This is a genomic window from Geodermatophilus sp. URMC 61 (genome assembly GCF_052931555.1).
In genome coordinates, this window is record NZ_JBRFHZ010000002.1 from 3,462,489 (window position 1) to 3,487,257 (window position 24,769).

Below are 24,769 nucleotides of genomic sequence, written 5' to 3' on the forward strand. Positions count from 1 at the left end.
CCGGGGGTGCGGTCCCCGGGAGACCGGGCAGGATGGGGCGCGTGGCCCGGCCCAGCATCGTCCCCATCGCCCTCACCGTCGACGACCGCACCGGCTTCACCCTGTGGGCCCCGCCGTGGGAGGAGGACGGCGAGGAGTGGCAGGCCTTCCTCGGCACCTCCGAGGACGACCGGGCCCGCGTGCACCTCTTCCCGACCCCGGGGGCGCTGGCCGCGTTCTGCCGCACCCGCACCGACCACGACCTCGCCGACCACCCGGTCTGGCCGGTCGTGGTCGGGCTGGGCGCGGCGGACCTCACGCCCGACGACGACCACCGCTACGACCTCGACGGCGTCTACGACATCGCCGCCGAGAACCCCGACCGGTGGGCGGTGGAGGAGCTGGCCGCGACCATCGACATCGTCACCCGGCTGGCCGAGTGCCTCGACGTGGAGGACGACGACGCCGAGGACGAGCTGACCAACACCGACGACGAGCCGGACGTCGAGGACGACATCGAGCTCGAGCGCCGGGAGGAGGGCGCGGTCACCCGCGGCGGGGAGTTCGGCGCGCTCGCCGAGCTCGTCTCCCGCCCGGAGATCGGCTCGCTGGGGCTGGGCGTCGAGGCCTTCATCGGGCGCTCCGGCGAGGACGCCTGGGTCGGCGTCGGCAACGCTCTCGACGACCTGTGGGAGGACGTCCTCGACGAGCTCGGCGCGCACCTGGACTGGACCGGCGGCGGCACCGTCTCCCTCGACGACTACCCCTCCGCGGCGGAGGCCGACGAGGACGAGGCCGACCTGGAGGACGACACCGCGGCGGCACCGAGCCCGGCGGGTGGTGCGACCGCGGCCACGGCAGCAGCTGCCGGCGTGAGCACCATCGCCCGCCCCGGCCGGATCTCCGCGCCGCCCGCGGAGGTGGCGAAGGCGGCCGAGTTCTGGGAGGCCGTCGGCATCCTGCCCGTGGAGGTCGTCGTGCCCGGGGGCGCCGGCCTCACGCTGCGCTGCTACGTCGAGGACCGGGCGCGCTTCCTCGGCCGCGACGGCGAGGTCTTCCTCTTCGGCTCCCCCGAGGCCCTCACCCGCTTCTGCCGCGGCAGCGAGGCCCACGACCTCACCGAGATCGCCTCCTGGCCCGAGGTCGCCGACACGACCACCCCGCCGTTGCCCGCCGACCAGGACCGCTACGACCTCACCGAGACCAGCGAGGTGCTGGCCGAGGTCGCCGGCGGCGCAGCCGGGCTGGTCGACCACCGGGTGCTCGCCCAGCAGATCGAGGGCGTGCGCGACATCGCCGAGTACGCCGGGCTGACCCGCGTCGAGGAGCTGCTGCGCCCCGACGCGCCGCTCGGGCGCGCCGTCGCCCGGAGCGAGCGGGTCCCGGACACCCCGCTGCGCGCCGAGGACGCCGCCGCGCTGCGTCCGGTCTGGGACCAGCTCGTCACCGAGGTCAGCAGCGCGCTGGTCTTCCGCGACTGAAGACGGACCCCTGCCCTCCACGCGCAGTAGAAGGACCCCGTCCTCCTCACCGCTCGCAGGTTCGCGGCGAGCCTCTGGACGGGGCCACGGCGCGAGCAGGCGGGGGCCACCGGCTCCCCCACCGGCGAGGGGTCGAGCACCGAGTTCTTGTGCGTGTGCACGCATATGGGGCAGTATGTGCGTACGCACGGACCCGATGGAGGGAACCATGTCCGCTCTGTTGCACATCTCCGCCTCGCCGCGTGGCGCCGCCTCCGAGTCGCTGGCTCTGGCCCGGACGTTCCTCGAGGCCTTCGAGGAGACCCACCCGGACGTGCCGGTGACCACGTTCGACCTGTGGGACGGGTCGTTGCCGCAGTTCGGCGCAGCCGCCGTCGCAGGCAAGATGGCCGTCTTCGCCGGAGAGGAACCGACCGGTGAGTCGGCGGTCGCCTGGCGCTCGGCCGAGGCCACCTTCCGCCGGGTGGACGCCGCCGACCGCTACCTGTTCAGCGTCCCGATGTGGAACGCCGGAGTCCCGTACGTCCTCAAGCAGCTGATCGACGTGATCAGTCAGCCCGGGATGCTCTTCTCGTTCGACCCGGAGAAGGGCTACACCGGGCTGCTGACCGGCAAGAAGGCCGCCGTCGTCTACACCAGCGCGGTGTACGGCCCCGGTCGGGGACCGGCCTTCGGCCAGGACTTCCAGGCCACGTTCTTCACCGACTGGCTGCGCTGGGCCGGCATCAACGACGTCACCGAGATCCACCTCCGGCCCGACCTGGCCGCGCCGGACGTGGAGGCCCACCGCGAGTTGGCGCACGCCCAGGCCCGGGACGCCGGCAAGCTGTTCTGACCCGCGGTCACCGGCCGGGCGGACGCCCGGCGCGGATCAGCCCGAGGCCTCCTCGGCCTGCAGCACGCGTCCGAGGGCGATGCTGATCACCCGGATCTCCTCGTCCTCGAGGTGGCCGGTGTAGTGCCGCTCGATGCTCTCCAGGTAGACCGGGGCGGCCGCCCGGAGCCGGTCACGGCCCTCGGGTGTGAGCACCGCGAACAGCGACCTCCTGTCGTCGGAGTTGCGCTCGCGGAGCACGAGGCCGGCACGCTCGAGTTCGTCGACGACGCGACTGACCCGTTCCCGACTGAGGACCACCCGGGCGCCCAGCTCGGACATCCGCAGCCGGCGGTCGGGGGCGGCGTTGAGCTCGAGGAGGACGTCGTACCAGGCCAGGGGCATCTGCTGAGCGGCCAGGGCCCGCTCCAGCTTCGGCAGGACGGCGGCGTGGACCCGCAGCAGGGCCGCCCACGGCGCCACCCGGTCGAGCTGGTCCACGGGGCGAGACTACTGGCCGAGAACGTGCACACGCACACTCACGACGACGGCGCAGACGCCAGCGGCCGGCCCCGGAGAACCGGGACCGGCCGCTGCCGTGTGGCTCCCAGGCCCGCCGCGAGCCTGGTGACGTGCTGGAACGGCCACCCTTCAGCAGGGCCCGCCGGCCTCGTCCAGAGGCTCGACGCGAGCCTGCGAGCGGTGAGGAGGACGGGGTCCTTCGACGAGGCGTGGGGGGAGGGGTGGCCCTCCCTCAGTCCGCCGACCGCTCGGGACGCCGGCCCTGGCCGCGGTACGGGCTGGACCGCCGCTCCCCGCGCTCGCCGTAGGAGCGCTCGCCGTTCCCGCGGGAACGCTCGCCGTACGGCCGCTCGCCGTAGGCCGGGCGGTCACCGTCCCGGCGCGGCCGCTCCCCGTGGGGACGACGCGGCCGGTCGCCGTCGCGGCGGGGCCGCTCGCCGTCCCGGCGGGGACGCCGGCCGCCGTGGCCACCGGAGGGGCGGCGCGGCTCGCGCACCGGGCGCTCCACCGGCTTGACGTGCACGCCGCTGGCGACGAGCTCGGCGATGGGGGCGTCGCCCGGACGGATCCGGGTGACCGGCGGCTCGACCTTGGCCTGGCGGAACCGGCGCTTGGCCTGGCCCACCTGGTCGGGGAGCAGCAGCGAGACCACGACACCACCGGCGCCGGCGCGGGCGGTGCGGCCCGAGCGGTGCAGGTAGGTCTTGTGGTCGGCCGGCGGGTCGTAGTGCAGCACCAGCGAGACGTCGTCGACGTGGATGCCCCGGGCCGCGACGTCCGTGGCGACCAGCACCGGGCTGCGGGCGTCGGTGAAGGCCTCCAGGGCCCGGCGGCGGGCACCCTGCGGCAGCCCGCCGTGGATGGCCTCGGCCTTGATGCCGGCGGCCTGCAGGTTGCCGGCCAGCCGGTCGGCGCCGAGCTGGGTACGCACGAAGACGATCGTGCGGCCCGGCCGGGCGGCCAGCTGCTCGGTCACCGGGACCTTGTCGCGGAAGGCGACGCTGTAGGCGAGGTGCTCGGCCGGCGGGGCGTCGTCCCCAGGGCGCTTGACCTCGTGCCGCGCCGGGTCCTTCAGGTAGCGGCGGACCAGCGTGTCGACCTCGCCGTCCAGCGTGGCCGAGAAGAGCAGCCGCTGGGCGTCGGGGCGGGTCTGGTCGAGCAGCTCCTGCACGACCGGCAGGAAGCCGAGGTCGGACATGAAGTCGGCCTCGTCGATCACGCTGACCTCGACCTCGTCGAGGGTCGCCTCACCCTGGCCGATCAGGTCCTGCAGCCGGCCGGGGGTGGCGATGATCGCGTCCACGCCGCGGCGCAACTGCTGGATCTGCCGGTACATCGAGGCGCCGCCGTACACGGTGGTCAGCTGGACGCCGATCGACTGCCCGAGGGGCGCGAGGTTGTCGAAGACCTGCTGGGCCAGCTCGCGGGTCGGCACGAGGATGAGCCCGCGCGGGGCCCGGGGGCCCCGGCGGACGTCGGCACCGAGGCGGGCGAGCATCGGCAGGCCGAAGGCCAGCGTCTTGCCCGAGCCGGTGGCGGCCTTGCCGAGCACGTCGCGCCCGGCGAGGGCGTCGGGCAGCGCGGAGGCCTGGATGGCGAAGGGGGTGCGGATGCCGCGCCGCTCGAGCGCGGTCACCAGCTGCTGGGGCAGGCCCAGCTGGGCGAAGGTCGGGCCGGTCGGGGCCGCGATCTCCGGGGTCATCTCAGAGGTGGTCTGGACGTCGACAGTGTCGAACGTGGTCATGCGGGTGTGGGACTCCGATGCTTCTCGGCGCGCGTCCCGTGGTGGTGCGCGGACACCGTCGACCGGCGTCCTCACTGGCGATCACTGCGTCAGGGGACGCTGCGGATCTGCACGGATGCGCTCATGCCCGGACGGACCGTCCGGGAGGATGACCGGCGACTGCCGGTACACCCACCGTAGCAGCGCAGGCCACCGTGGCATTCCGGCAGTGATCAGGCTCGCAGCGCCGCGTACCCCGGCCGGACCACGTCGGCCAGCAGCCGGGCGCGCTCCTCCTCGGGCAGGAACGCGGCGGCCAGCGCCCGCTCGGTCACCGTCCGGACGTCGTCCCAGTCCCAGCCGTGGGCGGCGGCCACGTCGGTGAGCTCGCTGGTGACCGAGACGCCGCTCATCAGCCGGTTGTCGGTGTTGACGGTGACCGCGAAGCCGAGCCGGTGCAGCCGGCCGACGGGGTGCGCGGCCAGCGACGGGTAGGCGCCGGTCTGCACGTTGGACGACGGTGCGACCTCCAGCGGGACCTGCGCGTCGAGGACCCGCTGCGCCACCGGGCCGAGGGTGCCGTCCTCGGCGACCTCGTCGGCGATGCGCACGCCGTGCCCGAGCCGCTCGGCGTGGGCGCCGTCCAGCGCGGCCACGATGCTGTCGATGCCGGCCGCCTCGCCGGCGTGCACGGTGCGGTGCGCCCCGGCGCGGTCCAGCAGTGCGATGGCCGAGGGGTGCCGGTCGGGCGGGAAGCCGATCTCCGGGCCGGCCAGGTCGAAGCCGACGACGCCGTCGTCCCGGTGGCGGACCACCAGGTCGGCCACCTCGTCCCACCGGTCGTCCTGCCGCATGGCGCACAGCAGCGTGCCGACCCTGATCGGCGTCCCCGCCCCGGCGGCCTCGGCGCTGCCCTTCGCGAATCCGTCGAGGATCGCCTCGACCGCCTCCTCGATCGGGGTGCCCTGCGCCGTCAGCAGCTCGGGGGCCATGCGCACCTCGGCGTACACGACGCCGTCGGCGGCGAGGTCGAGCGCGCACTCGCGGGCCACCCGGCTGACCGCCTCGGGACGCTGCATCACCGCGACGGTGTGCGCGAAGGTCTCCAGGTAACGCACCAGCGAGCCGGAGTCGGCGGCCTGCCGGAACCAGCGGCCCAGCGCCACGGGGTCCTCGGCAGGGAGGTCCCGGTAGCCGACCTCGTCGGCGAGCTCGAGCACCGTCTGCGGTCGCAGCCCGCCGTCCAGGTGGTCGTGCAGCAGCACCTTGGGAGCGCGGCGGATCGAGTCGGCGTCGAGCGGAGCGGGCACGGACCCATCCTCGTCGTCCGTCCGGACGACCCCGCACCCAGGTCCCGGAGCGGCCACCGAGGGACGTCCGGTGCCGAAGGTCTCTGGGGCTCATCCCGACCCCGGAGCAGCATGTCGGTCGCGTCCTCGGGTCGACCCGACGGCGCCGCACCGCTGTTGCCTGACGGTCTCGAGGAGAGCGGGTGACCACCATGGACCACAGCACGACCGCTGGACGCCGGAGGAGACGTCTCCTCTCCGGAGCCTGTGCGGGAGTCGCCGTGGCGGCGACGATGGCGCTGCCCGCCGCCACGAGCCCGGCCGCAGCGGCGCCCCTGTGCCCTCCTCCCGACCCCGACGCGACGGCCCCCTCGCAGATCAGTGACGCCGAGCGGGAGACCATCCTGCGGATCCACGACGAGGCCCGGGCCGCGACCGGCGCTTCGCCGCCCCTGGCTCCGCTGACCTGGGACACCACCCTGGCCGACCAGGCGCAGGGCTGGGCGGACATCACCGGGCCGTCCGGGCAGTCCGGGTGCCACAGCGCGTCCTGGGACTCCGGGCAGGGCGAGAACATCGCCGACTTCGGCACGGTCGAGGACGGCGTGCAGTTCTGGTACGACGAGAAGGCCACCTACACGTACCCGACGCCGGTCGGCCCGGGGGCTCCCTACCTGCACTACACCCAGATGGTGTGGCGGGACACCGTCCAGGTCGGTTGCGGGAAGGCTCCCTCACCCAGGTACTGGCCGACCAACATCGTGATCGTCTGCCGGTACGCCCCGGCCGGGAACGTCTGGGGGAACCTGCCGTACTAGCCGGTCCCGCGGTCCTGCCAGCGGAAGGTCAGCGCGCACAGCACCAGGCCGGCGACGCACCACAGGCCCAGCACCAGCGCGACGGTGCCGAGCTCCCAGGACCCGCCCGGCTCCCGGGCGGCCAGCGCGTCGGGGAGGAACACCGAGCGCAGGCCCTGGGCCAGCCACTTCACCGGGAACACCGCGGCGACGTCCTGCAGCCAGGCGGGCACCTGGTCGAAGGGCATGAAGACGCCCGAGACGAACTCGAGCACCAGCGCGATCGGCGTGACCGTCGCCGACGCCGACCGGCCGTTGCGGGCCAGCGTGGAGACGACGATGCCCAGCAGCGTGCAGGCCGCCGCACCCAGCACCGACACCCAGGCGAAGGTCAGCCAGTCGGCGCCCGAGGGCAGGTCGATGCCGTACACGAGGACGCCGACCAGGAGCAGCAGCACGATCGTCGCGACCGCCACCGCGAGCACCTGCACGACCTTGCCGACGAAGTAGGCGCTCGCCGGCATCGGCGTGCCGCGGAGGCTCTTGAGCGTGCCGTCCGAGCGCTCTGCGGCGATGTGGATCGCCATGTTCTGCAGACTCGCGCCGACGATGCCGGCGGTGATGACCCCGGCCATGAAGTACTGCGGGAAGTCGACGCCGGCGCCGAGGTCGTAGTCGAGCACCGCGCCCAGACCCAGCAGCAGGATCACCGGGAAGACGAGGGTGAAGACGACCGACTCGCGCTGGCGGAAGAACTCCTTGAGCTCGACACCGGCGCGGGCGAGGTAGACCCGGCCGAGCGGGGGCAGCGCGGTGCGCTCCGGGGCAGCGGTGGTCACGAGTGGTCCCCGATCATCTTCAGGTAGACGTCCTCGAGCGTGGGCCGGGCGACCGTCAGGTCGGGCACCTCGCCGGGGAAGCGGGCGGCCAGCTCTCGCACGAACGCGGTCGGCGTGGCCGTCTCGGCGGTGCGCCGGACGCCGTCCTCGGTCCAGTGGACGACGGCGGGTGCCGTGCCCCGCCCACCCAGCGCGGCCGGGACGGCGACCTCGGCGAGCTGGCCGTGGGCGAGGACGCCGACCCGGTCGGCCAGCGCCTCGGCCTCGTCGAGGTAGTGGGTGGTCAGCAGCATTGTGGTGCCGAGGTCGCGCAGCGAGCGGATCAGCGCCCAGAACTGCCGCCGCGCCTCGGGGTCGAACCCGGTGGTCGGCTCGTCGAGGAAGAGCAGCCGGGGGCGGCCGACGATGCCCAGCGCGACGTCCAGCCGCCGGCGCTGCCCCCCGGACAGGGTGCGGCCGCGGGCGCCCGCCTTCTCGGTGAGGCCGACCAGCTCGAGCACCTCGTCCGGGTCACGCGGCTCGGCGTAGTAGGACGCCCGCGCCACCAGCAGCTCGCGGACCGACAGCTGGCTGTCCCCCGCGCCGGACTGCAGCACGATGCCCAGCTGGGCCTTCCAGCGCCGTCCGCCCCGCTCCGGGTCGGTGCCCAGGACGCGCACGTCGCCGCCGTCCCGTCTCCGGTAGCCCTCCAGCACCTCGACGGTGGTGGTCTTGCCGGCGCCGTTGGGGCCCAGCAGCGCGAAGATCTCGCCGCGGCGGATGTCGAGGTCCAGACCGTCGACGGCGGCGCGGTCGCCGTACCGCTTCACCAGGCCGCGGACCGAGATGGCGGCGTCGGGGTCCAGCGGCTCCCGCTCGGGGCCCGCGGCCCCCGTCCCGGGCCGCAGCCCTGAGCCTGCGACGGGTGGGGAGGACGGGGTCCCGCCACGAGTGGTGGGGACGAGGGAGTCCTTCTGCACGGGGACACAGTCTCCCCCTGCCGGCGCCGGGGGCGGTCCGCACCCCCGACCCCTGCCCGTCGTGGTGAGATCTGCACAGTGGCGGCCATCGGGAGCCGGAAGGCCACCACTGTGCAGATCTCGCGGGGGGCGGGTACGGCTCAGGCGGTGATGCGGTCCAGCACCAGGGGCAGCGGCTGCTCGCCGGTGTCGACGCCGACCGCGCCCTCCAGCGCCTCCAGCGCCCGCGGGATGCGCGCGGCCTCGTCGGTGTGCAGCTCCAGCAACGGCTGACCGGCCACCACCTGCTCCCCCACGCCGGCGGTCCAGGTGACGCCCGCAGCGGCGGACACCCGGTCCTCCTTGCGCGCCCGGCCGGCGCCCAGCCGCCAGGCCGCCACGCCGAGGGCGTAGGCGTCGAGGCGGGTCAGCGTGCCGGTGGCCGGCGCGGGCACCACGTGCTTCTCGGCCGGCTGCGGCAGCGGCGCGTCGGGGTCGCCGTCCTGGGCGGTGATCATCCGCCGCCAGACGTCCATGGCCCGCCCGTCGCGGAGGGCGTCGGCCGGGTCGACGTCCGCGCGCCCGACGCCGGCGAGCATCTCCCGCGCCAGCGCCAGGGTCAGCTCGACGACGTCGGCCGGACCGCCGCCGGCGAGCACCTCCACCGACTCGGCCACCTCGACGGCGTTGCCCGCGGCGCGGCCCAGCGGGCGGTCCATCGCGGTCACCAGGGCCACGGTGTGCACGCCGGCGGCCTCGCCGAGGCCGACCATCGTGCGGGCCAGCTCACGGGAGGCCTCGGGGTCCTTCATGAACGCACCCGAGCCGGTCTTGACGTCCAGCACCAGCGCGTCGGCGCCCTCGGCGATCTTCTTGCTCATGATCGAGCTGGCGATCAGCGGGATCGACTCGACGGTGCCGGTGACGTCGCGCAACGCGTAGAGCTTCTTGTCCGCCGGGGCGAGGTCGTGGCCGGCCGCGCAGATGACCGCGCCCACCTCGCGCAGCTGCGCCAGGTAGGCCTCCTCGTGGACGTCGGCCCGCCAGCCCGGGATGGACTCGAGCTTGTCCAGCGTCCCGCCCGTGTGCCCGAGGCCACGGCCGGACAGCTGCGGCACCGCCACCCCGCAGGCGGCGACCAGCGGCGCGAGCGGCAGCGTGGTCTTGTCGCCGACCCCGCCGGTGGAGTGCTTGTCGGCGGTCGGGCGGCCCAGCGAGGAGAGGTCCTTGCGCTCGCCCGAGTCGATCATCGCCTGCGTCCACGCGGCGAGCTCCCCGGGCGCCATCCCGCGGAAGAACACCGCCATGAGCAGCGCGCTGACCTGCTCGTCGGGCACCACACCGCGGGTGTAGGCGTCGATCACCCAGCGGATCTGCTCGGCGCTGAGCTGCCCGCCGTCCCGCTTGGTGCGGATGACGTCGATCGCGTCGAAGGCGCTCACGACCTGCCCGCCCGCCCCGCCGCCTGGTCCAGGTCGTCCGGGCCGAACGCGTCGGGCAGCACCTCGCGCATCGGCACGATGCCCAGCGAGACGGTCTCGATGAGCATCTCCGGGCCGCCGTGCTCCCACAGCAGCTGCCGGCACCGGCCACAGGGCATGAGCGGCCGCCCGTCGCCGCCGACGCAGGCCACCGCGACCAGCCGGCCGCCGCCGGTGCGGGCGAGGTCGCTGACCATCCCGCACTCCGCGCACAGGCCCAGCCCGTAGGAGGCGTTCTCGACGTTGCAGCCGGTCACGACGCGGCCGTCGTCCACCAGCCCGGCCACGCCCACCGGGAAGTTCGAGTACGGCGCGTAGGCGTGCGTCATCGCCTCCCGGGCGGCCGCGCGCAGCGCGTCCCAGTCGGCGTCCGGCGTCCCCACTAGTGCTCTCCTCGTCGGTAGACCAACCCGTCGGCCTTCGGCATCCGCAGGCGTTGGGAGGCCAGCGACAGCACGAGCAGCGTGGTCAGGTGCGGGGTGAAGAAGACGATGCCCTCGGGCAGCCGGTCGATGGTCAGGAAGCCGACCAGCGCGGCCACGGCGGAGACGCCGGCCAGCACCGCCTGGGTCAGCTTGCGGCGCACCGCCTGGTACACCGCGACGCCGGCCAGCAGGATGGCGATGAGCAGCAGCAGGGCCACCACCGCCGTCTGGCTGCGCAGCTGCAGCGCGTCGGCGAACCCGAACAGACCCGCCCCGGCAGCCAGCCCGCCGGGCCGCCAGTTGCCGAAGATCAGCGCCGCCAGGCCGATGAAACCGCGGCCACCGGTCTGGCCCTCGCGGTAGATGCCCGCGACGAACACCAGGAAGACGCCACCGAGGCCGGCCAGCGCGCCGGAGACGACCACGGCGAGGTACTTGAGCCGGTAGACCGGGACGCCGAGGGAGTCCGCCGCGGCCGGGTTCTCGCCGCAGGAGCGCAGCCGCAGGCCGAAGGCGGTGCGCCACAGCAGCAGGTAGGACACCGGGACCAGCAGCACGGCCAGCAGGGTCAGCAGGCCGACGCCGCTGGTGAGCCCGTGCAGCAGGCCGGCCAGGTCGCTGACCAGGAACCAGTGCTGGCGCTCGAGGCCGCCGAGCAGGTCCGGCCCGGAGGACAGCACCGGCAGCGAGAAGGACGGCGGGTCGCTGGCCAGGGGCGGCGACTGGGTGGGGCCGCCACCGGTGTCCTCGGTGAACAGCAGCTCGGAGAGGAAGCGGACGACGCCCTCGGCGAGGATGTTGATCGCCACGCCGGAGACCACGTGGTCGACGCCGAACGTGACCGTGGCGATCGCGTGCAGCAGGCCGCCGGCTGCGCCGAAGACCATGCCGCCGACGACCGCGCCGACCCAGCCCCACTGGTAGCCGGCCCACCCGGCGCCCCAGGTCCCGAGGATCATCATGCCCTCGAGGCCGATGTTCACCACGCCCGCGCGCTCGGACCACAGCCCGCCGAGGGCGGCCAGGCCGATGGGGACGGCGAGCAGCAGCGCCGCCGAGAGGGTCGACGACGAGGTGAGCTCCTGCTCGCCCGAGATGACCCGGACCAGCGAGAACAGCACCCACAGGCCGACGAGCAGCCAGAGCACCCGCCGGGCGCGGCCGCCGCCGGTGAGCAGGTCGGTCAGGGGGCCGCGGCTGGGCCGGTCGGTGCGGGTCGCTGCCGTGGTGCTCATGCCGGGGTCCCCGCGGAGACGTGGAGCGCCGGCGGAGCGCCTTCGTGGGGTGCGTTCATGCCTGCACGTCCTCAGGGGTGCCGGGGACACCGGTGCGGACCCGCTGTCCGCCGTCCGGAGCGGTGGGCGGGGGGGCGCCGTCGTCCCTGTCCGTCTGCGGGCCGGGGCCGGCCGCCGCACCGGCCCGCTCCGCCGAGCGCAGCGCCAGCCGGCGGGCGATCTCGTTGGCGATGACGACGGCGAGCACGATCGTGCCCTGGATGATCGTCACGACCGAGGACGGGATGTCGGCGAACTGCAGCGGCAGGGCCGCCCGGTCGAGGAAGGCGAACAGCAGCGCGGCCAGCGCGATGCCGACCGGGGTGCTGCGGCCCAGCAGCGCGACGGCGATGCCGAGGAAGCCCAGCCCGGCGGTGAACTCGGTGCCGTAGTCGTACTGCGAGCCGAGCAGGTCGGGCAGGCCGATCAGCCCGGCGATGCCGCCGGAGATGAGCATCGTCTTCACGACCATGCCGCGGGCGTCGACGCCGCTCGCCGTGGCCGCCGAGGGCGAGAGGCCGGTGGCGCGCAGGTCGAACCCGAAGCGGGTGCGCGTGAGCAGCACGGCCACGACGACGCCCACCACGAGCGCCACCACCAGGAAGCCGTGCAGGCTGCTGCGCGGCGTGGCCAGGCCCAGCGCGGTGAGCAGTCCGTTGAGGCTCGGCATCCGGCCGGACTCGGGGATCTCGGCGGTGGTGACGATCGAGGCACCCGGCGGGCTGCCGCGCAGCGGGCCGGTGAGCAGGAACGACGCCAGGCCCAGCGCGATGAAGTTCAGCATGATCGAGCTGATGACCTCGCTGACACCGCGGGTCACCTTGAGCACGCCGACGATGCCGGCCCACAGCGCGCCGACCACCATCGCCACGACGACGACGAGCAGCACGTGCAGCGGGCCGGGCAGGACGACGGCCGCACCGACCGCGGCGGCCAGGATGGTGGCCAGCCGGTACTGGCCCTCGACGCCGATGTTGAACAGGCCCATCCGGAACGCGACCGCCACGGCCAGGCCGGCGAGGAACAGCGGCACCGCCCGGTTCAGGATCACGACGATCGACTGCACCTGCTGCGAGGGGCTGTCGCCGAGGTCGACCATCACCCGGAACGCCGCGAGCGGGTCCTCGCCGATGAGGGCGATGACCACCGCCGAGATCACCAGGGCGACGAGGACGGCGAGCACCGGGCCGAGCAGGGAGAGCCCCGCCCGGCGGAGGAACCCGGTCACGAGTCCTCCTCGCCGGCGCTCGTCGGCCGCGTTCGCGGCGCTGCCGTGCCGGCCGGTGAGCTCGCGAGCTCCCTCACGCCGCACCCGCCGTCGTCCGCGCGCCGGTCATGTGCCCGCCGAGCTCCTCGGGGGTCACCCGCCGCGGGTCGAGGGTGGCCACCAGCCGGCCACGCAGCATCACGTGCAGCGTGTCCGACAGGCCGATCAGCTCGTCGAGGTCGGCCGAGATCAGCACGATGCCGAGCCCCTCGGCGCGGGCGTCCTTGAGCAGCTCCCAGATCACCGACTGGGCACCGACGTCGACCCCGCGGGTCGGGTGGGCGGCGACGAGCAGCCGGGGTCGGGCGCTCATCTCGCGCCCGACGATCAGCTTCTGCTGGTTGCCGCCGGAGAGGGCGACCGCGAGGGTGTCCGGTCCGGGGGCGCGGACGTCGTACTCGCGCATGATGCGGGCGGTGTCGGCGCGGGCGCCGCGGCGGTCGATGAACGGGCCCTTCACCGCGGGCGGGCGGGTCTGGTGGCCGAGGATGCGGTTCTCCCACAGCGGCGCGTCCAGCAGCATGCCCTGGCGGTGCCGGTCCTCGGGGATGAAGCCCACGCCGCTCTCCCGGCGGGCGCGGGTGCTCCAGGCGGTGACGTCCTCCCCACCGAGCAGCACCGACCCGGCGGCCAGCGGGCGCAGGCCCATGATCGCGTCGACGAGCTCGGCCTGGCCGTTGCCCTCGACGCCGGCGATGCCGACGACCTCGCCCTCGCGCACGGTGAGCGTGACGTCGTCCACCACGGGGCGCTGGCCACTGTCGGTGACCGTCACGCCGACCATCTGCAGCACCGGCGTCTCGCGCACGGTCGACTCGCGCGTCTCCGGCGTGGGCAGCTCGGCACCGACCATCAGCTCGGCCAGCTGCTTGGCCGTCGTCGTCCGCGGGTCGGCCGTTCCGACGGTGGTGCCGCGCCGGATGACGGTGATCGAGTCGGCGACGCGGCGCACCTCGTCGAGCTTGTGCGAGATGAAGATGACCGTCAGGCCCTCGCGCTTGAGCTCGGCGAGGTTGCCGAAGAGCTCGTCGACCTCCTGCGGCACGAGGACGGCGGTCGGCTCGTCGAGGATCAGGATGCGGGCGTCGCGGTAGAGCACCTTGGCGATCTCCACGCGCTGCCGGTCGCCGACGCCGAGGTCCTCGACCAGCGCGTCGGGCCGCAGGCCCAGGTTGTAGCGCTCGGAGATCTCCTCGATGCGGCGGCGGGCTCCGGCGCGGTCCAGCCGGCCGCGCTTCGTGGGCTCGCTGCCCAGGATGACGTTCTCCAGGACGGTGAAGTTGTCGGCCAGCATGAAGTGCTGGTGGACCATGCCGATGCCGGCGGCGATGGCGTCCGACGGGCTGCGGAAGTGGACCGGGCGGCCGTCGACCAGGATCTCGCCCTCGTCCGGGCGGTGCTCGCCGTAGAGGGTCTTCATCAGCGTCGACTTGCCGGCGCCGTTCTCGCCCACGATGGCGTGCACCTCGCCGCGGCGGACCCGCAGCTCGATGTCCTTGTTCGCCACCACGCCCGGGAAGCGTTTGGTGATCCCGCGCAGCTCGACGGCGAGGGGGACGTCGCCCGCCGCGGAGCCGTCTGCTGGCGAGTCTGCTGGGGGCATGCCGGCATCTCCTCGCTGTGGACCCGCTGGTGGGCGGGAGGTCACTACGGACGCACCGGCGTGCGGGATCAGCCGCTCCGCCGGGGGGTCTGGGCCCGGGGGCCGTGCGTATGGTGCCCCACCCCCCGGGCTGCGTCCGAGCCCGGGGCGGCCCGGAGCACCGCGGGCCCGGGCGTCTGCCGCCCGGGCCCGCGTCGCAGGGTGGATCAGTCGTGCAGGAACACCCGCACGGGTGTCACTCGACGGTGGTCGGGACCGTGATGGTGCCGTCGATGATCTGCTGCTTGTACTGCTCGATGTCGTCCTGGATGTCGTCGATGAAGCCGCCGGACGTGGCCAGGTCGATGCCCTCGGTGGACAGGTCGTTGGACACGTCGGTCGCGCCCTGCACGTTGCCCTCGGAGTAGTCGTTGATGAACTGCTCCACCGCGTTGTCGACGCGCTTGAGCATCGAGGTCATGACCACCGGCTGCAGGTCCGCGCCGACGGTCAGGTACTGGTCGCTGTCGACGCCGATCGCCCGCTTGCCGGAGGCGGCAGCGGCCTGGAAGACGCCGACGCCCGAGCCACCCGCGGCGTGGTAGACGATGTCCGCCCCCGCGTCGTACATGCCCTGGGCGACGATCTGGCCGCGGGCCGGGTCGCTGAACCCGGAGAAGTCACCGGCCGGGGAGATGTACTGCCGGTCGATGACGATCTGCGGGTTCACGGCCTGGGCGCCGGCCACGTAGCCGGCCTCGAACTTCTGGATCAGCGGGCTCTGCACGCCGCCCACGAAGCCGATGTGGCCGCTCTCGCTCTTCAGCGCGGCAGCGACGCCCGCCAGGAAGGAGCCCTGCTCCTCCGCGAAGATCAGGCCGGTGACGTTGCCGCCCTTGGCGCCGTCCGCGTTCGAGCCGTCGACCTGCGCGAACGTGGTGTCGGGGAACTGCGGGGCGACCTCGGCGATGACGTCGTCGTAGTTGAAGCCCACGGCGATGACCGGGTTGAAGCCCTGCTCGGCCAGGCCGGCCAGGCCCTCGGCGCGGTTGGAGGCGTCCTCGTTGGGGCTGAACTCCTGGAGTTCGCCGCCGAGGGCCTCGACGGCCGCCGAGGCCCCGGCGTAGGCCGAGTCGTTGAACGAGCGGTCACCACGGCCGCCGGTGTCGTAGGCCAGGCCGACGCGCAGCTCCTCGGTGGCGGTGCCGCCACCGCCCTCGCCGCCGCCGCTGCCGCTGGTGGTCTCGTCGCTGGCACAGGCCGCCAGGGCCATGCTGCCGGCCAGCAGCAGAGCCGCGGCCTTCATCCTCCGCGCTCGGCGCAAGACGATCTCCTCTCTGGGGGGACGGGCCGCACGGACGAGGCGGCCGGTCCCGGTGGGTCGGGTCCGTGCGTGACTGCCGGCGGGCGCCGGTCCCCACAGCACGCGACGACGGCACGCTAACCGCGCCCCGCAACTGCGCCGAACCCCGCAGGGGAGACCGAGACGGGATCGTTGCCAACGCGGCGGGCGCAGTGGTCCGTGCCACGCGGGCGCCACCGACGCCGGGTCGGGGGCTAGCGTGCCCGCCATGCGACGACCGGTGGCGCGGCTGGCCGCCGCGGTGCTGACCGCAGGCTTGCTGCTCGGCAGTGCCGGGCCGGCGCTGGCCGAGGAGCCCCGGCCCACCGCCGACCCGTCCGCGCCCACACCCACCGCACCACCGCCCGGCGGACCACCCCAGGGCAGCGGGCCCGGCGGGGTGACCGTCGGCGGAGATGGGCTCGACACCCGCGGCACCGTCGTGGTCGACGAGGCTCCCCCGCTGCCGGACGAGGTGGCCGCCCCCGGCTGGCTGGTGGCCGACGCCGGCAGCGGGGCGGTGCTGGCCGCCCGCGACCCGCACGGCCGCTACTACCCCGCCAGCACGCTCAAGACCCTGACCCTGCTGACCCTGCTGCCGATGCTGGACCCCGCCGCAGTCGTCGAGGGCACGGTCGAGGACGAGTCGGTCGAGGGCAGCCGGGTCGGCATGGTCGCCGGTGGGCGCTACCCGGTGTCACTGCTCTACCAGGCGTTGATGATGCAGTCGGGCAACGACGCGGCCGGGGCCCTGGCCCGCGCTGCCGGCGGCACCGAGGTCACCGTGCGCGCCATGAACGAGATGGCGGAGTCGATCGGCGCCTACGACACCGTCGCGGGGACGCCGTCCGGGCTGGACGTGGCCGGCCAGTCCTCCTCGCCCTACGACCTCGCGCTGGTCTTCCGCCGGCTGGTCGAGGACCCGGACACGGTGGCGCTGCTGCAGACGCCGCTGGCGGAGATGCCCGCGGTCGAGGGCCGCGCCCCCGGCTACCAGTTCCAGAACCAGAACCCGCTGGCCGACACACCCGGCAACCTCGGCGGCAAGACCGGCTTCACCGACGCCGCCCGGCACACCTTCGTCACCGCCGCCGAGCGCGACGGCCGGCGGCTGGTGGTCAGCGTGATGGGCACCGAGAGCGTGCCGCTGCGCGCCGCCGACCAGGCCGCGCTGCTGCTGGACTGGGGCTTCGCCGTCCCGGCGGGGACCGCGGGCGTGGGCCGACTGGTCGACTCCGCCGCCGACGTCTCGCCGCTGCTCCCCGCCCTGTTCCCCGGACCGGCCGGGGTGGCCGCGCCGGCGCCCGCGGTCGCGGACGACGGGCGGTCCGTGCTGGTGCCGGTGGCGCTGGCCGTGACCGCCACGGGCATCGTCGTCGCCACGGCGGTCGGCGTCCGCCGGGCGATCGAGGTGGTGCCCGTGCCGGTCAGCCGGGCGCCGGAGCGCCCCGGCCGTCCGCGGCCGGGACCACCGGCTCGCGGCCCTCGGCCACCACGCGCGCGCCCCCCTGCACCTGGGGCAGGGTCGCCGTCCACGCGGCGGTGAAGAAGGCGAACCGGCAGACCACGTTGATCCAGATCAGGATGCCGACGGCGCCGCCGAAGGCCGACGCGGTCACGCTGCCCGAGATCAGCGAGAGGTAGAGGCTGCCGACCAGCTTGAGCGCCTCGAGGCCGGCCGCCCCGAACAGCGCCCCGGGCAGCAGCCGGCGCACCGGGTACGAGACCGAGGGCACGACCCGCAGCAGCCACAGGAAGACGACGACGTCGGTGAGGACGGCCAGGCCCAGCCCCAGCACGGCGGTGAGCAGGAACAGGCCGGGTGCGCGCTGGAGGCCCAGCACCTCGAGCGCCCAGGACGTGGCCCGGGTGACCCCGCCGGTGAGGCCGAGGCTGAGCAGCCCGGCGAGGCCGAGGGCGGCCAGCGCCAGCAGGTCCTGCAGGTTGTCGCGGAGGAACTCCGGGTCGTCGACGCGGCCCTTCCAGATGCGTTCCATGCCCAGGCGCAGCTTGTCCATGGCGCGCAGCCCGGCGTAGACGAAGCCGCCGAGCCCGATGGCGCCGACGACCCCGGCCGACCCCACCGCGCCGCGCAGCTCGCCCACGATCTCCGAGCCGGTCGGGCCGGGGAAGCTCTCGCGGATGGTGGCGTAGAGCTCCTGCTGCAGCAGCTCGTTGCCGGCGAGGACCAGCCCGATGACCGACGCGACGAGCAGCAGCACGGGCACCAGGCCGAGGAATACGAAGTAGGTGACGCCCGCGGCCATCAGGTCGCCCTGGGTGCGCTGGTAGCGGCCGCCGGCTCGGGCCAGGTGGTCGAACCACGGGAGGCGGCGGCGGAGCCGGGCGACCCGGTCCTGCCAGCGTGCGGGCAGCTGGGTGACCCGCGACCAGCGGCCGCCGGGAGGCTGGTCCCCGGCGGGCGCGGGTGCGGACCGCTCGGTCCGGGTGGCACTCACCCGCCCCAGTCTGCGGGCAGCCCGCGCCCCGCGCCCCGGCGGCCCTGGCGACGTGCTGGAACGGCCCTCCTGCAGGGACCCGGCGTGAGCTGGGTGACGTACTGGAACCGGCCCCTGCAGGGCCCGCCGCGAGCCTGTGAGCGGCGGGGGCCCTTCTTCAGTGCGGTGGACCGGTGAGGGGGTACTCCCGGGCGATCACCCAGGCGCCGTCGGGCGTCTGCTCGAACTCGGTGAAGTGCTCGACGCGGAACTCCGCCGAGAGGTCGGCCAGGCCGCAGTAGGCCAGGTCGAGCATGTCCGGAGGGACGTCGTGGGCCACGGTCACGTGCGGGTGGTACGGGTAGGACAGCGACCGCGCCAGCGGCCCCCGGCGGACGTCGTTGGCGATCAGCTCGCAGTTGCCTATGCCGCGGGCCACGGCCACGAACACCACCGCCGAGACCGGCGCGAACGTCCCGGTGCCCGACAGGTGCATGTCGAAGGGCGGGTGGTTGGCCGCGACCTCGGCCAGGTGGTCGCCGATGGCAGGCCGGTCGGCCAGCGGCACCTCGGTCGGCGGGAGCAGCGTGACGTGTGGCGGCACCGAGTTGGCCTGCGGGTCACCGACCTTGGCCCGCCAGTCGACGAACAGCTGCGACCACGGCTCCGGGATGGGGACGACGACGCCGAGGACGGCGGTCTGCGCGGCGCTGCGGCTGCGCGGGACGAAGGTGTCGTCGTTCACGCGGGCGCTCCTGCGGGTGGCAGGAAGCCGACCTTGTCGTAGACGTCGGCGACCGTGCGGACGGCGACCTCGCGGGCCCGGGCCGCGCCCTGCGCCAGGATGCGCTGCAGCTCCGCGGGGTCGTCCAGCAGCTCCTGGGTCCGCTCGCGGACCGGCGTCACGAAGTCGACGACGACCTCGGCCAGCTCCTTCTTCAGGTCGCCGTAACCGCGCCCGGCGAACCGGTCCTCCAGCTCGGGGACCGGCGTCCCCGACAGCGCGCTGTGGATGGTCAGCAGGTTGGTGATCCCCGGCTTCGCCACCGGGTCGGCCACGATCTCGCGGCCGGTGTCGGTGACCGCCGAGCGGATCTTCTTGGCGGTCACCTTGGGGTCGTCGAGGAGGAACACGCAGCCGGCCGGCGGGAGGCTCTTGCTCATCTTCTTGTCCGGGGACTGCAGGTCCATGACCCGCGCCGCACCCTCCGGGATGATCCCCTCGGGCAGCGGAAAGGTGTCGCCGAAGCGGCCGTTGAACCGGGTCGCGAGGTCGCGGGTGAGCTCGAGGTGCTGGCGCTGGTCGTCACCGACCGGCACCTGGTCGGCCCGGTAGACGAGGATGTCGGCGGCCATGAGCACCGGGTAGGTGAACAGCCCGACCGTGGTGCCGGAGGTGCCCTCGCGCTGGCTCTTGTCCTTGAACTGCGTCATCCGGCTGGCCTCGCCGAAGCCGGTCAGGCACTCCAGCACCCAGGACAGCCGCAGGTGCTCGGGCACGTGGCTCTGCAGGAAGAGCGTGCTGCGCTCCGGGTCGACGCCGAGGGCCAGCAGCTGGGCCGCCGAGACGAGCGTGTTGCGCCGCAGCTCCGCCGGGTCCTGGGCGACGGTGATCGCGTGCAGGTCGACGACGCAGTAGAAGGCCTCGGTGCTCTCCTGCAGCCGGACCCACTGGCGCAGTGCGCCCAGGTGGTTGCCGAGGTGGAACGAGCCCGCCGTCGGCTGGATGCCGGAGAGCACACGGGGAAGAGGCACGTCGGCCATCAAACCAGCCGATCGCGGGGCGTGGCGCCGCACGTCCCGAACGTCCTCGTCACCGGCGGCGGGTCATGCGACCGGAGCGGCCGACCGGACCCGGTCCAGCGCGGCGAGCAGGGCGTCGTCCTCCTCGGGCGTGCCGACGGTCACCCGGATCCCCTGCCCGGCGAACGGCCGGGTGATGACCGCCCGGGACTCCAGCGCGGCCGCGAGCTCCGCGGCCTCCTCCCCCACCGGCAGCCAGACGAAGTTGGCCTGGCTGTCGGAGACGTCGAACCCGCGGTCGCGCAGCGCCGCGGTGAGCCGCTCCCGCTCGGCGGTGACCGCGGCACAGCGCCGGCGGACCTCGTCCTCGCTGGCGAGCGCGGCGACCGCGGCGGCCTGGGCGAGCGTGTTGACGCTGAACGGCACGTGCGTCCTGCGCACCGCGTCGGCGACCGCAGGGTCCTCGGCGACGAGGTAACCGACCCGCAGCCCGGCCAGCCCCCACGCCTTGGAGAAGGTGCGCAGCACGGCGACGTTGGGCCGGCCGCGCATCAGCTCCAGCCCGTCGGGGACGTCGGGGTCGGTGACGAACTCGCGGTAGGCCTCGTCGAGGACGACGAGGGTGTCGGCTGGGACGGCGTCGAGGAAGCGCTCGAGCGCAGGCATGCGGACCGCCGTCCCGGTGGGGTTGTTCGGGTTGCAGACGAAGACGAGGCGGGTGGTCTCGTCGACCGCGGCGGCCAGCGCCTCCAGGTCGTGGGTGTCGGCCGGGCCGCCCGGGCGGCCGGGTACGAGGGGCACCTGGACCGACCGGGCGCCGGCCACCTGCGCGAGCAGCGGGTACATCTCGAACGACCGCCAGGCGAAGGCGATGCTCGTGCCCGGGTCGTTGAACGACTGCGCCAGCTGCTGGCAGAGCATCACGGCCCCGCAGCCGGTCACCACCTGCGCGGGGTCGACGCCGTAGCGCTCGGCCAGGGCGGCGGTGAGGACGACGGCGCCGTTGTCGGGGTAGCGGTTGGTCTCCGCCGCCGCGGTGGCGAGCGCCTCGACCACGGCGGGCAGCGGCGGGAACGCCACCTCGTTGCTGGCCAGCTTCACCGCCCGCTCGACGCCGATCTCCCGCGCGAGGTCGGCGGGGTTGCGCCCGGGCCGGTAGGCGGGCAGCTGCTGCACCGCCGGTCGTGCGCTGACCACGTCGGGACCTCCTGATCGCGTGCCCGCGTCGCGACGGTGGGTGGCCGCGCGCGGATCTAGGGTGGGCGCATGCGCGTTCTCGTCGCCGGTGGAGCCGGCTACATCGGCAGCGTAGTCACGACGGCCCTCCTCGAGGGTGGGCACGAGGTGACCGTCCTCGACGACCTCTCCACCGGCCACGCCGACGCCGTCCCCTCGGGTGCGACGTTCGTGCAGGCCTCGCTGCACGACTCCGCGCCGGTGCTGGCCGACGTGCGCCCCGAGGCGGTGCTGCACTTCGCGGCCAAGAGCCTGGTCGGTGAGTCGCAGGTCCGCCCGGAGATCTACTGGGACACCAACGTGTCGGGCACGCTGGCGCTGCTGGAGGCCATGCGCGCGGCCGACTGCCGCCGGATCGTCTTCTCCTCCACCGCGGCCACCTACGGCGAGCCCGAGCAGGTGCCGATCCGCGAGGACGCCCCCACCCGGCCGACCAACACCTACGGCGCCACCAAGCTCGCCGTCGACGCGATGCTGACCTCGTACGCGGCCGCGTACGACTTCGCGGCGGTGAGCCTGCGCTACTTCAACGTGGCCGGTGCCGCCTACGGCCTCGGCGAGCGGCACACCACCGAGACCCACCTCATCCCGATCGCGCTGCAGGTGGTGGCCGGCCAGCGGGACCACCTGACCGTCTACGGCGAGGACTACCCCACGCCCGACGGCACCTGCATCCGCGACTACATCCACGTCGAGGACCTCAGCGACGCCCACCTGCTGGCGCTGACCGCGCCGTCCCCCGGCGAGCACCGCATCTACAACCTGGGCAACGGCACGGGCTTCTCGGTGCAGCAGGTGATCGACGCCGTCCGCGAGGTCACCGGCCACCCGGTGCCGGTCGAGGTCGGGCCGCGGCGGGCCGGGGACCCCGCGCAGCTGGTCGCCTCCAGCGACCGGATCCGCGCCGACCTGGGCTGGACGCCCAAGCACACCGACCTGGCCGGCATCGTCCGCGACGCCTGGGAGACCGCCCAAAAACGGGCCTGACGCCCCCAGGCATAGGAGGCAATGCATACGTTTCGGGTGGTCCCGACGTATGCATTGCCTCCTATGCCTCGGTTTCAGGTGCCGATCGTGGTGGTCGGCACCTGCGCCGGGTCGACCTCGGGCTGCGGCGCGCGGCTGACCGAGATCCGCGCGATCCGCCGTCCGTCGAGCTCGAGGACCGTCAGCGTGCGCCCCTCGATCTCGACGCTGTCGCCGACGACGGGCAGCCGACCCAGCTCGGCCAGCACGTAGCCGGCCACGGTCTCGTAGGGGCCCTCGGGCAGCTGCAGCCCGGTCACCTCGCGGAAGTCATCGAGGTTGAGCAGCCCGTCGACCTCGTGCGGGCCGTCCGGGCGGTCCTCCCCCTCGTCGGCGACGTCCTCGTCGTACTCGTCGTAGATCTCCCCGATGACCTCCTCGATGAGGTCTTCGAGGGTGACGATGCCGTCGGTGCCGCCGTACTCGTCGACGACGATCGCCAGGTGGTGGTTCTCCCGCCGCATCTCCGACAGGGCGGTGAGGACGCCGGCGGTGCCCGGCAGCCGCTTGACCTCGCGGACCAGGTCGCCGACGGTGGCCGCGCGGCCGGCCGGGTGGTTGGGCAGGAACAGGTCGCGCACGTGCACGAAGCCCAGGACGTCGTCCTCGTCCCGGCCGACGACCGGGTAGCGCGAGTGGCTGGAGTCGGAGACCTGCTTGGCCGCGCGGCTGGCGGTCATCGACGCCTCGAGGAAGTCGACCTCCGTGCGCGGCGTCATGACCTCGCGGACCTCGCGGTCGCCGGCCCGGAAGACCTCGCCGATGAGCCGGCGCTCGTCGGAGCTCAGCGACTCGTGCGCGGTCACGAGGTCGCGCAGTTCCTCCTGGCTGATCGACTCGCCGCTGGCCGCCGGATCGCCGCCCAGCAGCCGGACCAGCAGGTTCGTCGACTTCGACAGCAGCCAGATGACCGGGCGAGAGAGCTTGGCGATCGCGTTGAGGGGTGCGGCGACCAGCAGGGAGAAGCCCTCGGCCCGCTGCAGCGCCAGGCGCTTGGGGGTCAGCTCGCCGACCACCAGGGACAGGTAGCTGATCGCGATGGTGACCAGCACGAAGGCCAGCGTGCCGGCGAGGCCCTCCCGCATGCCCAGGCCGACGAGCCAGTCGGCGAAGGGCTCGGAGAGGGTGCTGGCACCGAACGCGGCGGAGAAGAAGCCCGCCAGGGTGACGCCGACCTGGACGGCGGCGAGGAAGCGGTTGGGGTCGCTGAGCAGGCGCTGCACGGCCTTGCCGCGCCGCCCGCCGTTCTCGCCCATCGCCCGCACCTGGGACTCGCGGAGCGAGACGAGTGCGATCTCCGCCCCCGAGAAGGCGCCGCCGATCAGGACGAAGACGACGACCATCACGATGTTGAGCCAGACGTCGCTCACCGGCGGCGTGCTCCTGTCGAACGGGGCAGTGGGACGACGTCCATGCTGCCCGCTCGTCCCCCGCCGGGCACCACCCGACCGGGGTCGGCCGGCCCACAGTGACCTCGGCCACGATCCACTGCCGATCACGCTCCGCTTACGGCTACTCTTGCCAGAGTAACGATTCGTGATCTAGCACCTGGTGAGGACCACCACTCGTGCACCACATACCGGCGCGTCCGCCGCTCTCCTCCCGCATCGCCGCAGCGCTCTCCCGGTGGGCCCACCTCCTCCGGCTCCCGCGCCTGGTGCCCCTGCTCCTCGTGGTCGGCGCCGTCGCCGTCGTGACGGTCGGGGCGCCCATGGTGTCCGGCGCCGTGACCAGCTTCACCGCACCGGTGGCGCTCGAGTCGACCCCCACTCCCGCCGACACCGCCCCCGGTGTGCCGGACCCGAGCGGGTCGTCGACCTCCGGCGGGTCGGTGGACGCCCCGCTCGTGCGGATGGGTGTCGACGGCGACCCGGCGCCGCAGACCCCGGCCACGGTCCCCGCTGCTCCGTCGTCGGTCGGGGCACCGTCCCCGGCGAGCCCGTCGGCGCCCGCGGCCGAGTCCGCGGAGGCCGAGGTGTCGGACGCCGCCTCCGTCGAGGAGCCGGCGGCCGAGTCCGGGGCCGGGGCCGAGGCGCCCGCCGCCGAGGCGGAGGCCGAGGCGGCGCCGGCGCCCGGGGCCGCCGTCCCCGCCGACCCCACCGCGGAGGCCGCCGTGCTCGCGCTGGTGAACGAGGCCCGGGTCGACGCCGGCTGCGGTGCCCTGACCACCGACCCGGCGCTGGCCGCGGTGGCCCGGGCACACAGCGCGGACATGCGCGACCGCGACTACTTCTCGCACACCAGTCCCGAGGGCCTGTCCCCCTTCGACCGGGCCGAGCAGGCCGGCGTCGACTACTCGCGGGCGGAGAACATCGCCTTCGGTCAGTCCGACGCGACCGCGGTGATGGAGGCCTGGCTGAAGAGCCCGGGCCACCGCGCGAACATCCTCGACTGCGAGCTGACGAAGCTCGGGGTGGGCGTCGCCGAGGGCCCCGGCGGACCCTGGTGGACCCAGCTCTTCGGCGTCTGAACGAGGACCCCCTGCCCCCCGCCGCTCGCAGTGGAAGGACCCCGTCCTCCCCAGCCCTCGCAAGCCCGGGACGCGGCCGAGGACCCTGCAGTGGGCCGGAGGC

Annotated in this window: 22 protein-coding genes; 6 read left to right on the forward strand and 16 right to left on the reverse strand. The window is 74.2% G+C overall.

Features of this window, described 5'->3' with window-relative positions; translation table 11 throughout:
- Positions 1 to 32 precede the first annotated feature (32 nt).
- Both ACU610_RS16040 and ACU610_RS16045 read left to right on the forward strand, forming a co-directional pair.
- Positions 33 to 1,460 carry a hypothetical protein gene (locus ACU610_RS16040; protein WP_446768705.1) on the forward strand — a complete coding sequence of 476 codons (1,428 nt, stop codon included), beginning with the start codon at positions 33 to 35 and terminating at the stop codon, positions 1,458 to 1,460.
- A gap of 208 nt (positions 1,461 to 1,668) precedes the next feature.
- Positions 1,669 to 2,295, forward strand: coding sequence for an FMN-dependent NADH-azoreductase (locus ACU610_RS16045; protein ID WP_446768706.1), 627 nt, complete (start codon positions 1,669 to 1,671; stop codon positions 2,293 to 2,295).
- Positions 2,296 to 2,331: 36 nt separating this feature from the next.
- On the opposite strand, the gene ACU610_RS16050 is transcribed toward ACU610_RS16045, so the two are convergent.
- The 3 genes from ACU610_RS16050 to ACU610_RS16060 form a co-directional block, all read right to left on the reverse strand.
- A complete protein-coding gene (locus tag ACU610_RS16050) occupies positions 2,332 to 2,775 on the reverse strand; it encodes a MarR family winged helix-turn-helix transcriptional regulator (RefSeq protein ID WP_446768707.1) in 444 nt (147 codons plus the stop codon).
- 253 nt (positions 2,776 to 3,028) lie between these two features.
- Positions 3,029 to 4,540: a DEAD/DEAH box helicase gene (locus ACU610_RS16055; RefSeq protein WP_446768708.1), complete on the reverse strand. Its 1,512-nt coding sequence runs from the start codon at positions 4,538 to 4,540 to the stop codon at positions 3,029 to 3,031.
- Positions 4,541 to 4,752: 212 nt separating this feature from the next.
- Positions 4,753 to 5,829, reverse strand: a complete 1,077-nt coding sequence (locus ACU610_RS16060) for an adenosine deaminase (RefSeq protein ID WP_446768709.1) — start codon at positions 5,827 to 5,829, stop codon at positions 4,753 to 4,755.
- A 260-nt stretch (positions 5,830 to 6,089) separates the two neighbouring features.
- Here ACU610_RS16060 and ACU610_RS16065 point away from each other — a divergent pair, with 260 nt between their 5' ends.
- Positions 6,090 to 6,626: a CAP domain-containing protein gene (locus ACU610_RS16065; RefSeq protein ID WP_446768710.1), complete on the forward strand. Its 537-nt coding sequence runs from the start codon at positions 6,090 to 6,092 to the stop codon at positions 6,624 to 6,626.
- On the opposite strand, the gene ACU610_RS16070 is transcribed toward ACU610_RS16065, so the two are convergent.
- The 8 genes from ACU610_RS16070 to ACU610_RS16105 all read right to left on the reverse strand — a co-directional run bounded on the left by ACU610_RS16070 (position 6,623) and on the right by ACU610_RS16105 (position 15,735).
- Positions 6,623 to 7,444 carry an ABC transporter permease gene (locus tag ACU610_RS16070; protein ID WP_446768711.1) on the reverse strand — a complete coding sequence of 274 codons (822 nt, stop codon included), beginning with the start codon at positions 7,442 to 7,444 and terminating at the stop codon, positions 6,623 to 6,625. The two genes, ACU610_RS16065 and ACU610_RS16070, sit on opposite strands and share 4 nt — an antisense overlap.
- Entirely contained in the window at positions 7,441 to 8,403 is a 963-nt protein-coding gene (locus ACU610_RS16075; protein WP_446768712.1) for an ABC transporter ATP-binding protein, read from the reverse strand. The genes ACU610_RS16070 and ACU610_RS16075 overlap by 4 nt, the downstream gene beginning before the upstream one ends.
- 140 nt (positions 8,404 to 8,543) lie before the next feature.
- Entirely contained in the window at positions 8,544 to 9,824 is a 1,281-nt protein-coding gene (locus ACU610_RS16080; protein WP_446768713.1) for a thymidine phosphorylase, read from the reverse strand.
- Positions 9,821 to 10,246: a cytidine deaminase gene (locus ACU610_RS16085; RefSeq protein ID WP_446768714.1), complete on the reverse strand. Its 426-nt coding sequence runs from the start codon at positions 10,244 to 10,246 to the stop codon at positions 9,821 to 9,823. Before ACU610_RS16085 ends, ACU610_RS16080 begins: the two co-directional genes overlap by 4 nt.
- Positions 10,246 to 11,523 carry an ABC transporter permease gene (locus ACU610_RS16090; protein ID WP_446768715.1) on the reverse strand — a complete coding sequence of 426 codons (1,278 nt, stop codon included), beginning with the start codon at positions 11,521 to 11,523 and terminating at the stop codon, positions 10,246 to 10,248. The genes ACU610_RS16085 and ACU610_RS16090 overlap by 1 nt, the downstream gene beginning before the upstream one ends.
- Before the next feature lie 55 nt (positions 11,524 to 11,578).
- Positions 11,579 to 12,790, reverse strand: a complete 1,212-nt coding sequence (locus ACU610_RS16095) for an ABC transporter permease (RefSeq protein ID WP_446768716.1) — start codon at positions 12,788 to 12,790, stop codon at positions 11,579 to 11,581.
- A 73-nt stretch (positions 12,791 to 12,863) separates the two neighbouring features.
- The gene (locus tag ACU610_RS16100; RefSeq protein ID WP_446768717.1) at positions 12,864 to 14,432 is read right to left on the reverse strand and encodes an ABC transporter ATP-binding protein; all 1,569 of its coding nucleotides are present in this window, start codon (positions 14,430 to 14,432) and stop codon (positions 12,864 to 12,866) included.
- 235 nt (positions 14,433 to 14,667) lie between these two features.
- Positions 14,668 to 15,735: a BMP family lipoprotein gene (locus tag ACU610_RS16105; RefSeq protein WP_446768718.1), complete on the reverse strand. Its 1,068-nt coding sequence runs from the start codon at positions 15,733 to 15,735 to the stop codon at positions 14,668 to 14,670.
- A gap of 247 nt (positions 15,736 to 15,982) precedes the next feature.
- On the opposite strand from ACU610_RS16105, the gene ACU610_RS16110 reads away from it, so the two are divergent.
- A complete protein-coding gene (locus tag ACU610_RS16110) occupies positions 15,983 to 17,299 on the forward strand; it encodes a D-alanyl-D-alanine carboxypeptidase family protein (protein ID WP_446768719.1) in 1,317 nt (438 codons plus the stop codon).
- Here ACU610_RS16110 and ACU610_RS16115 read toward each other — a convergent pair.
- From ACU610_RS16115 to hisC, 4 genes are all read right to left on the reverse strand, one after another.
- The gene (locus ACU610_RS16115) at positions 17,181 to 18,212 is read right to left on the reverse strand and encodes a YihY/virulence factor BrkB family protein (protein WP_446768720.1); all 1,032 of its coding nucleotides are present in this window, start codon (positions 18,210 to 18,212) and stop codon (positions 17,181 to 17,183) included. The genes ACU610_RS16110 and ACU610_RS16115 overlap by 119 nt on opposite strands.
- A gap of 157 nt (positions 18,213 to 18,369) precedes the next feature.
- A complete protein-coding gene (locus ACU610_RS16120; RefSeq protein WP_446768721.1) occupies positions 18,370 to 18,936 on the reverse strand; it encodes a 2'-5' RNA ligase family protein in 567 nt (188 codons plus the stop codon).
- Positions 18,933 to 19,955, reverse strand: a complete 1,023-nt coding sequence (gene trpS / locus ACU610_RS16125) for a tryptophan--tRNA ligase (RefSeq protein WP_446768722.1) — start codon at positions 19,953 to 19,955, stop codon at positions 18,933 to 18,935. Before trpS ends, ACU610_RS16120 begins: the two co-directional genes overlap by 4 nt.
- A gap of 63 nt (positions 19,956 to 20,018) precedes the next feature.
- Positions 20,019 to 21,131, reverse strand: coding sequence for a histidinol-phosphate transaminase (gene hisC / locus ACU610_RS16130; RefSeq protein WP_446768723.1), 1,113 nt, complete (start codon positions 21,129 to 21,131; stop codon positions 20,019 to 20,021).
- A 69-nt stretch (positions 21,132 to 21,200) separates the two neighbouring features.
- Between hisC and galE the strand changes: the two genes are divergently transcribed.
- A complete protein-coding gene (galE, locus tag ACU610_RS16135; protein WP_446768724.1) occupies positions 21,201 to 22,157 on the forward strand; it encodes a UDP-glucose 4-epimerase GalE in 957 nt (318 codons plus the stop codon).
- 74 nt (positions 22,158 to 22,231) lie between these two features.
- Here the strand turns inward: galE and ACU610_RS16140 are convergent, their stop codons facing one another.
- Positions 22,232 to 23,566, reverse strand: a complete 1,335-nt coding sequence (locus tag ACU610_RS16140) for a hemolysin family protein (RefSeq protein WP_446768725.1) — start codon at positions 23,564 to 23,566, stop codon at positions 22,232 to 22,234.
- Positions 23,567 to 23,763: 197 nt separating this feature from the next.
- On the opposite strand from ACU610_RS16140, the gene ACU610_RS16145 reads away from it, so the two are divergent.
- On the forward strand, positions 23,764 to 24,666 hold the full coding sequence (locus ACU610_RS16145; RefSeq protein ID WP_446768726.1) for a CAP domain-containing protein: 903 nt from the start codon (positions 23,764 to 23,766) through the stop codon (positions 24,664 to 24,666).
- Positions 24,667 to 24,769 lie beyond the last annotated feature (103 nt).

Bases quoted from the DNA above. Each gene is read 5' to 3' on its own strand.
- ACU610_RS16040 (WP_446768705.1), top strand. From the start codon at position 33: ATGGGGCGCGTGGCCCGGCCCAGCATCGTCCCCATCGCCCTCACCGTC.
- ACU610_RS16045 (WP_446768706.1), top strand. From the start codon at position 1,669: ATGTCCGCTCTGTTGCACATCTCCGCCTCGCCGCGTGGCGCCGCCTCC.
- ACU610_RS16055 (WP_446768708.1), bottom strand. From the start codon at position 4,540: ATGACCACGTTCGACACTGTCGACGTCCAGACCACCTCTGAGATGACC.
- ACU610_RS16090 (WP_446768715.1), bottom strand. From the start codon at position 11,523: ATGAGCACCACGGCAGCGACCCGCACCGACCGGCCCAGCCGCGGCCCC.
- ACU610_RS16100 (WP_446768717.1), bottom strand. From the start codon at position 14,432: ATGCCCCCAGCAGACTCGCCAGCAGACGGCTCCGCGGCGGGCGACGTC.
- ACU610_RS16110 (WP_446768719.1), top strand. From the start codon at position 15,983: ATGCGACGACCGGTGGCGCGGCTGGCCGCCGCGGTGCTGACCGCAGGC.
- trpS (WP_446768722.1), bottom strand. From the start codon at position 19,955: ATGGCCGACGTGCCTCTTCCCCGTGTGCTCTCCGGCATCCAGCCGACG.
- galE (WP_446768724.1), top strand. From the start codon at position 21,201: ATGCGCGTTCTCGTCGCCGGTGGAGCCGGCTACATCGGCAGCGTAGTC.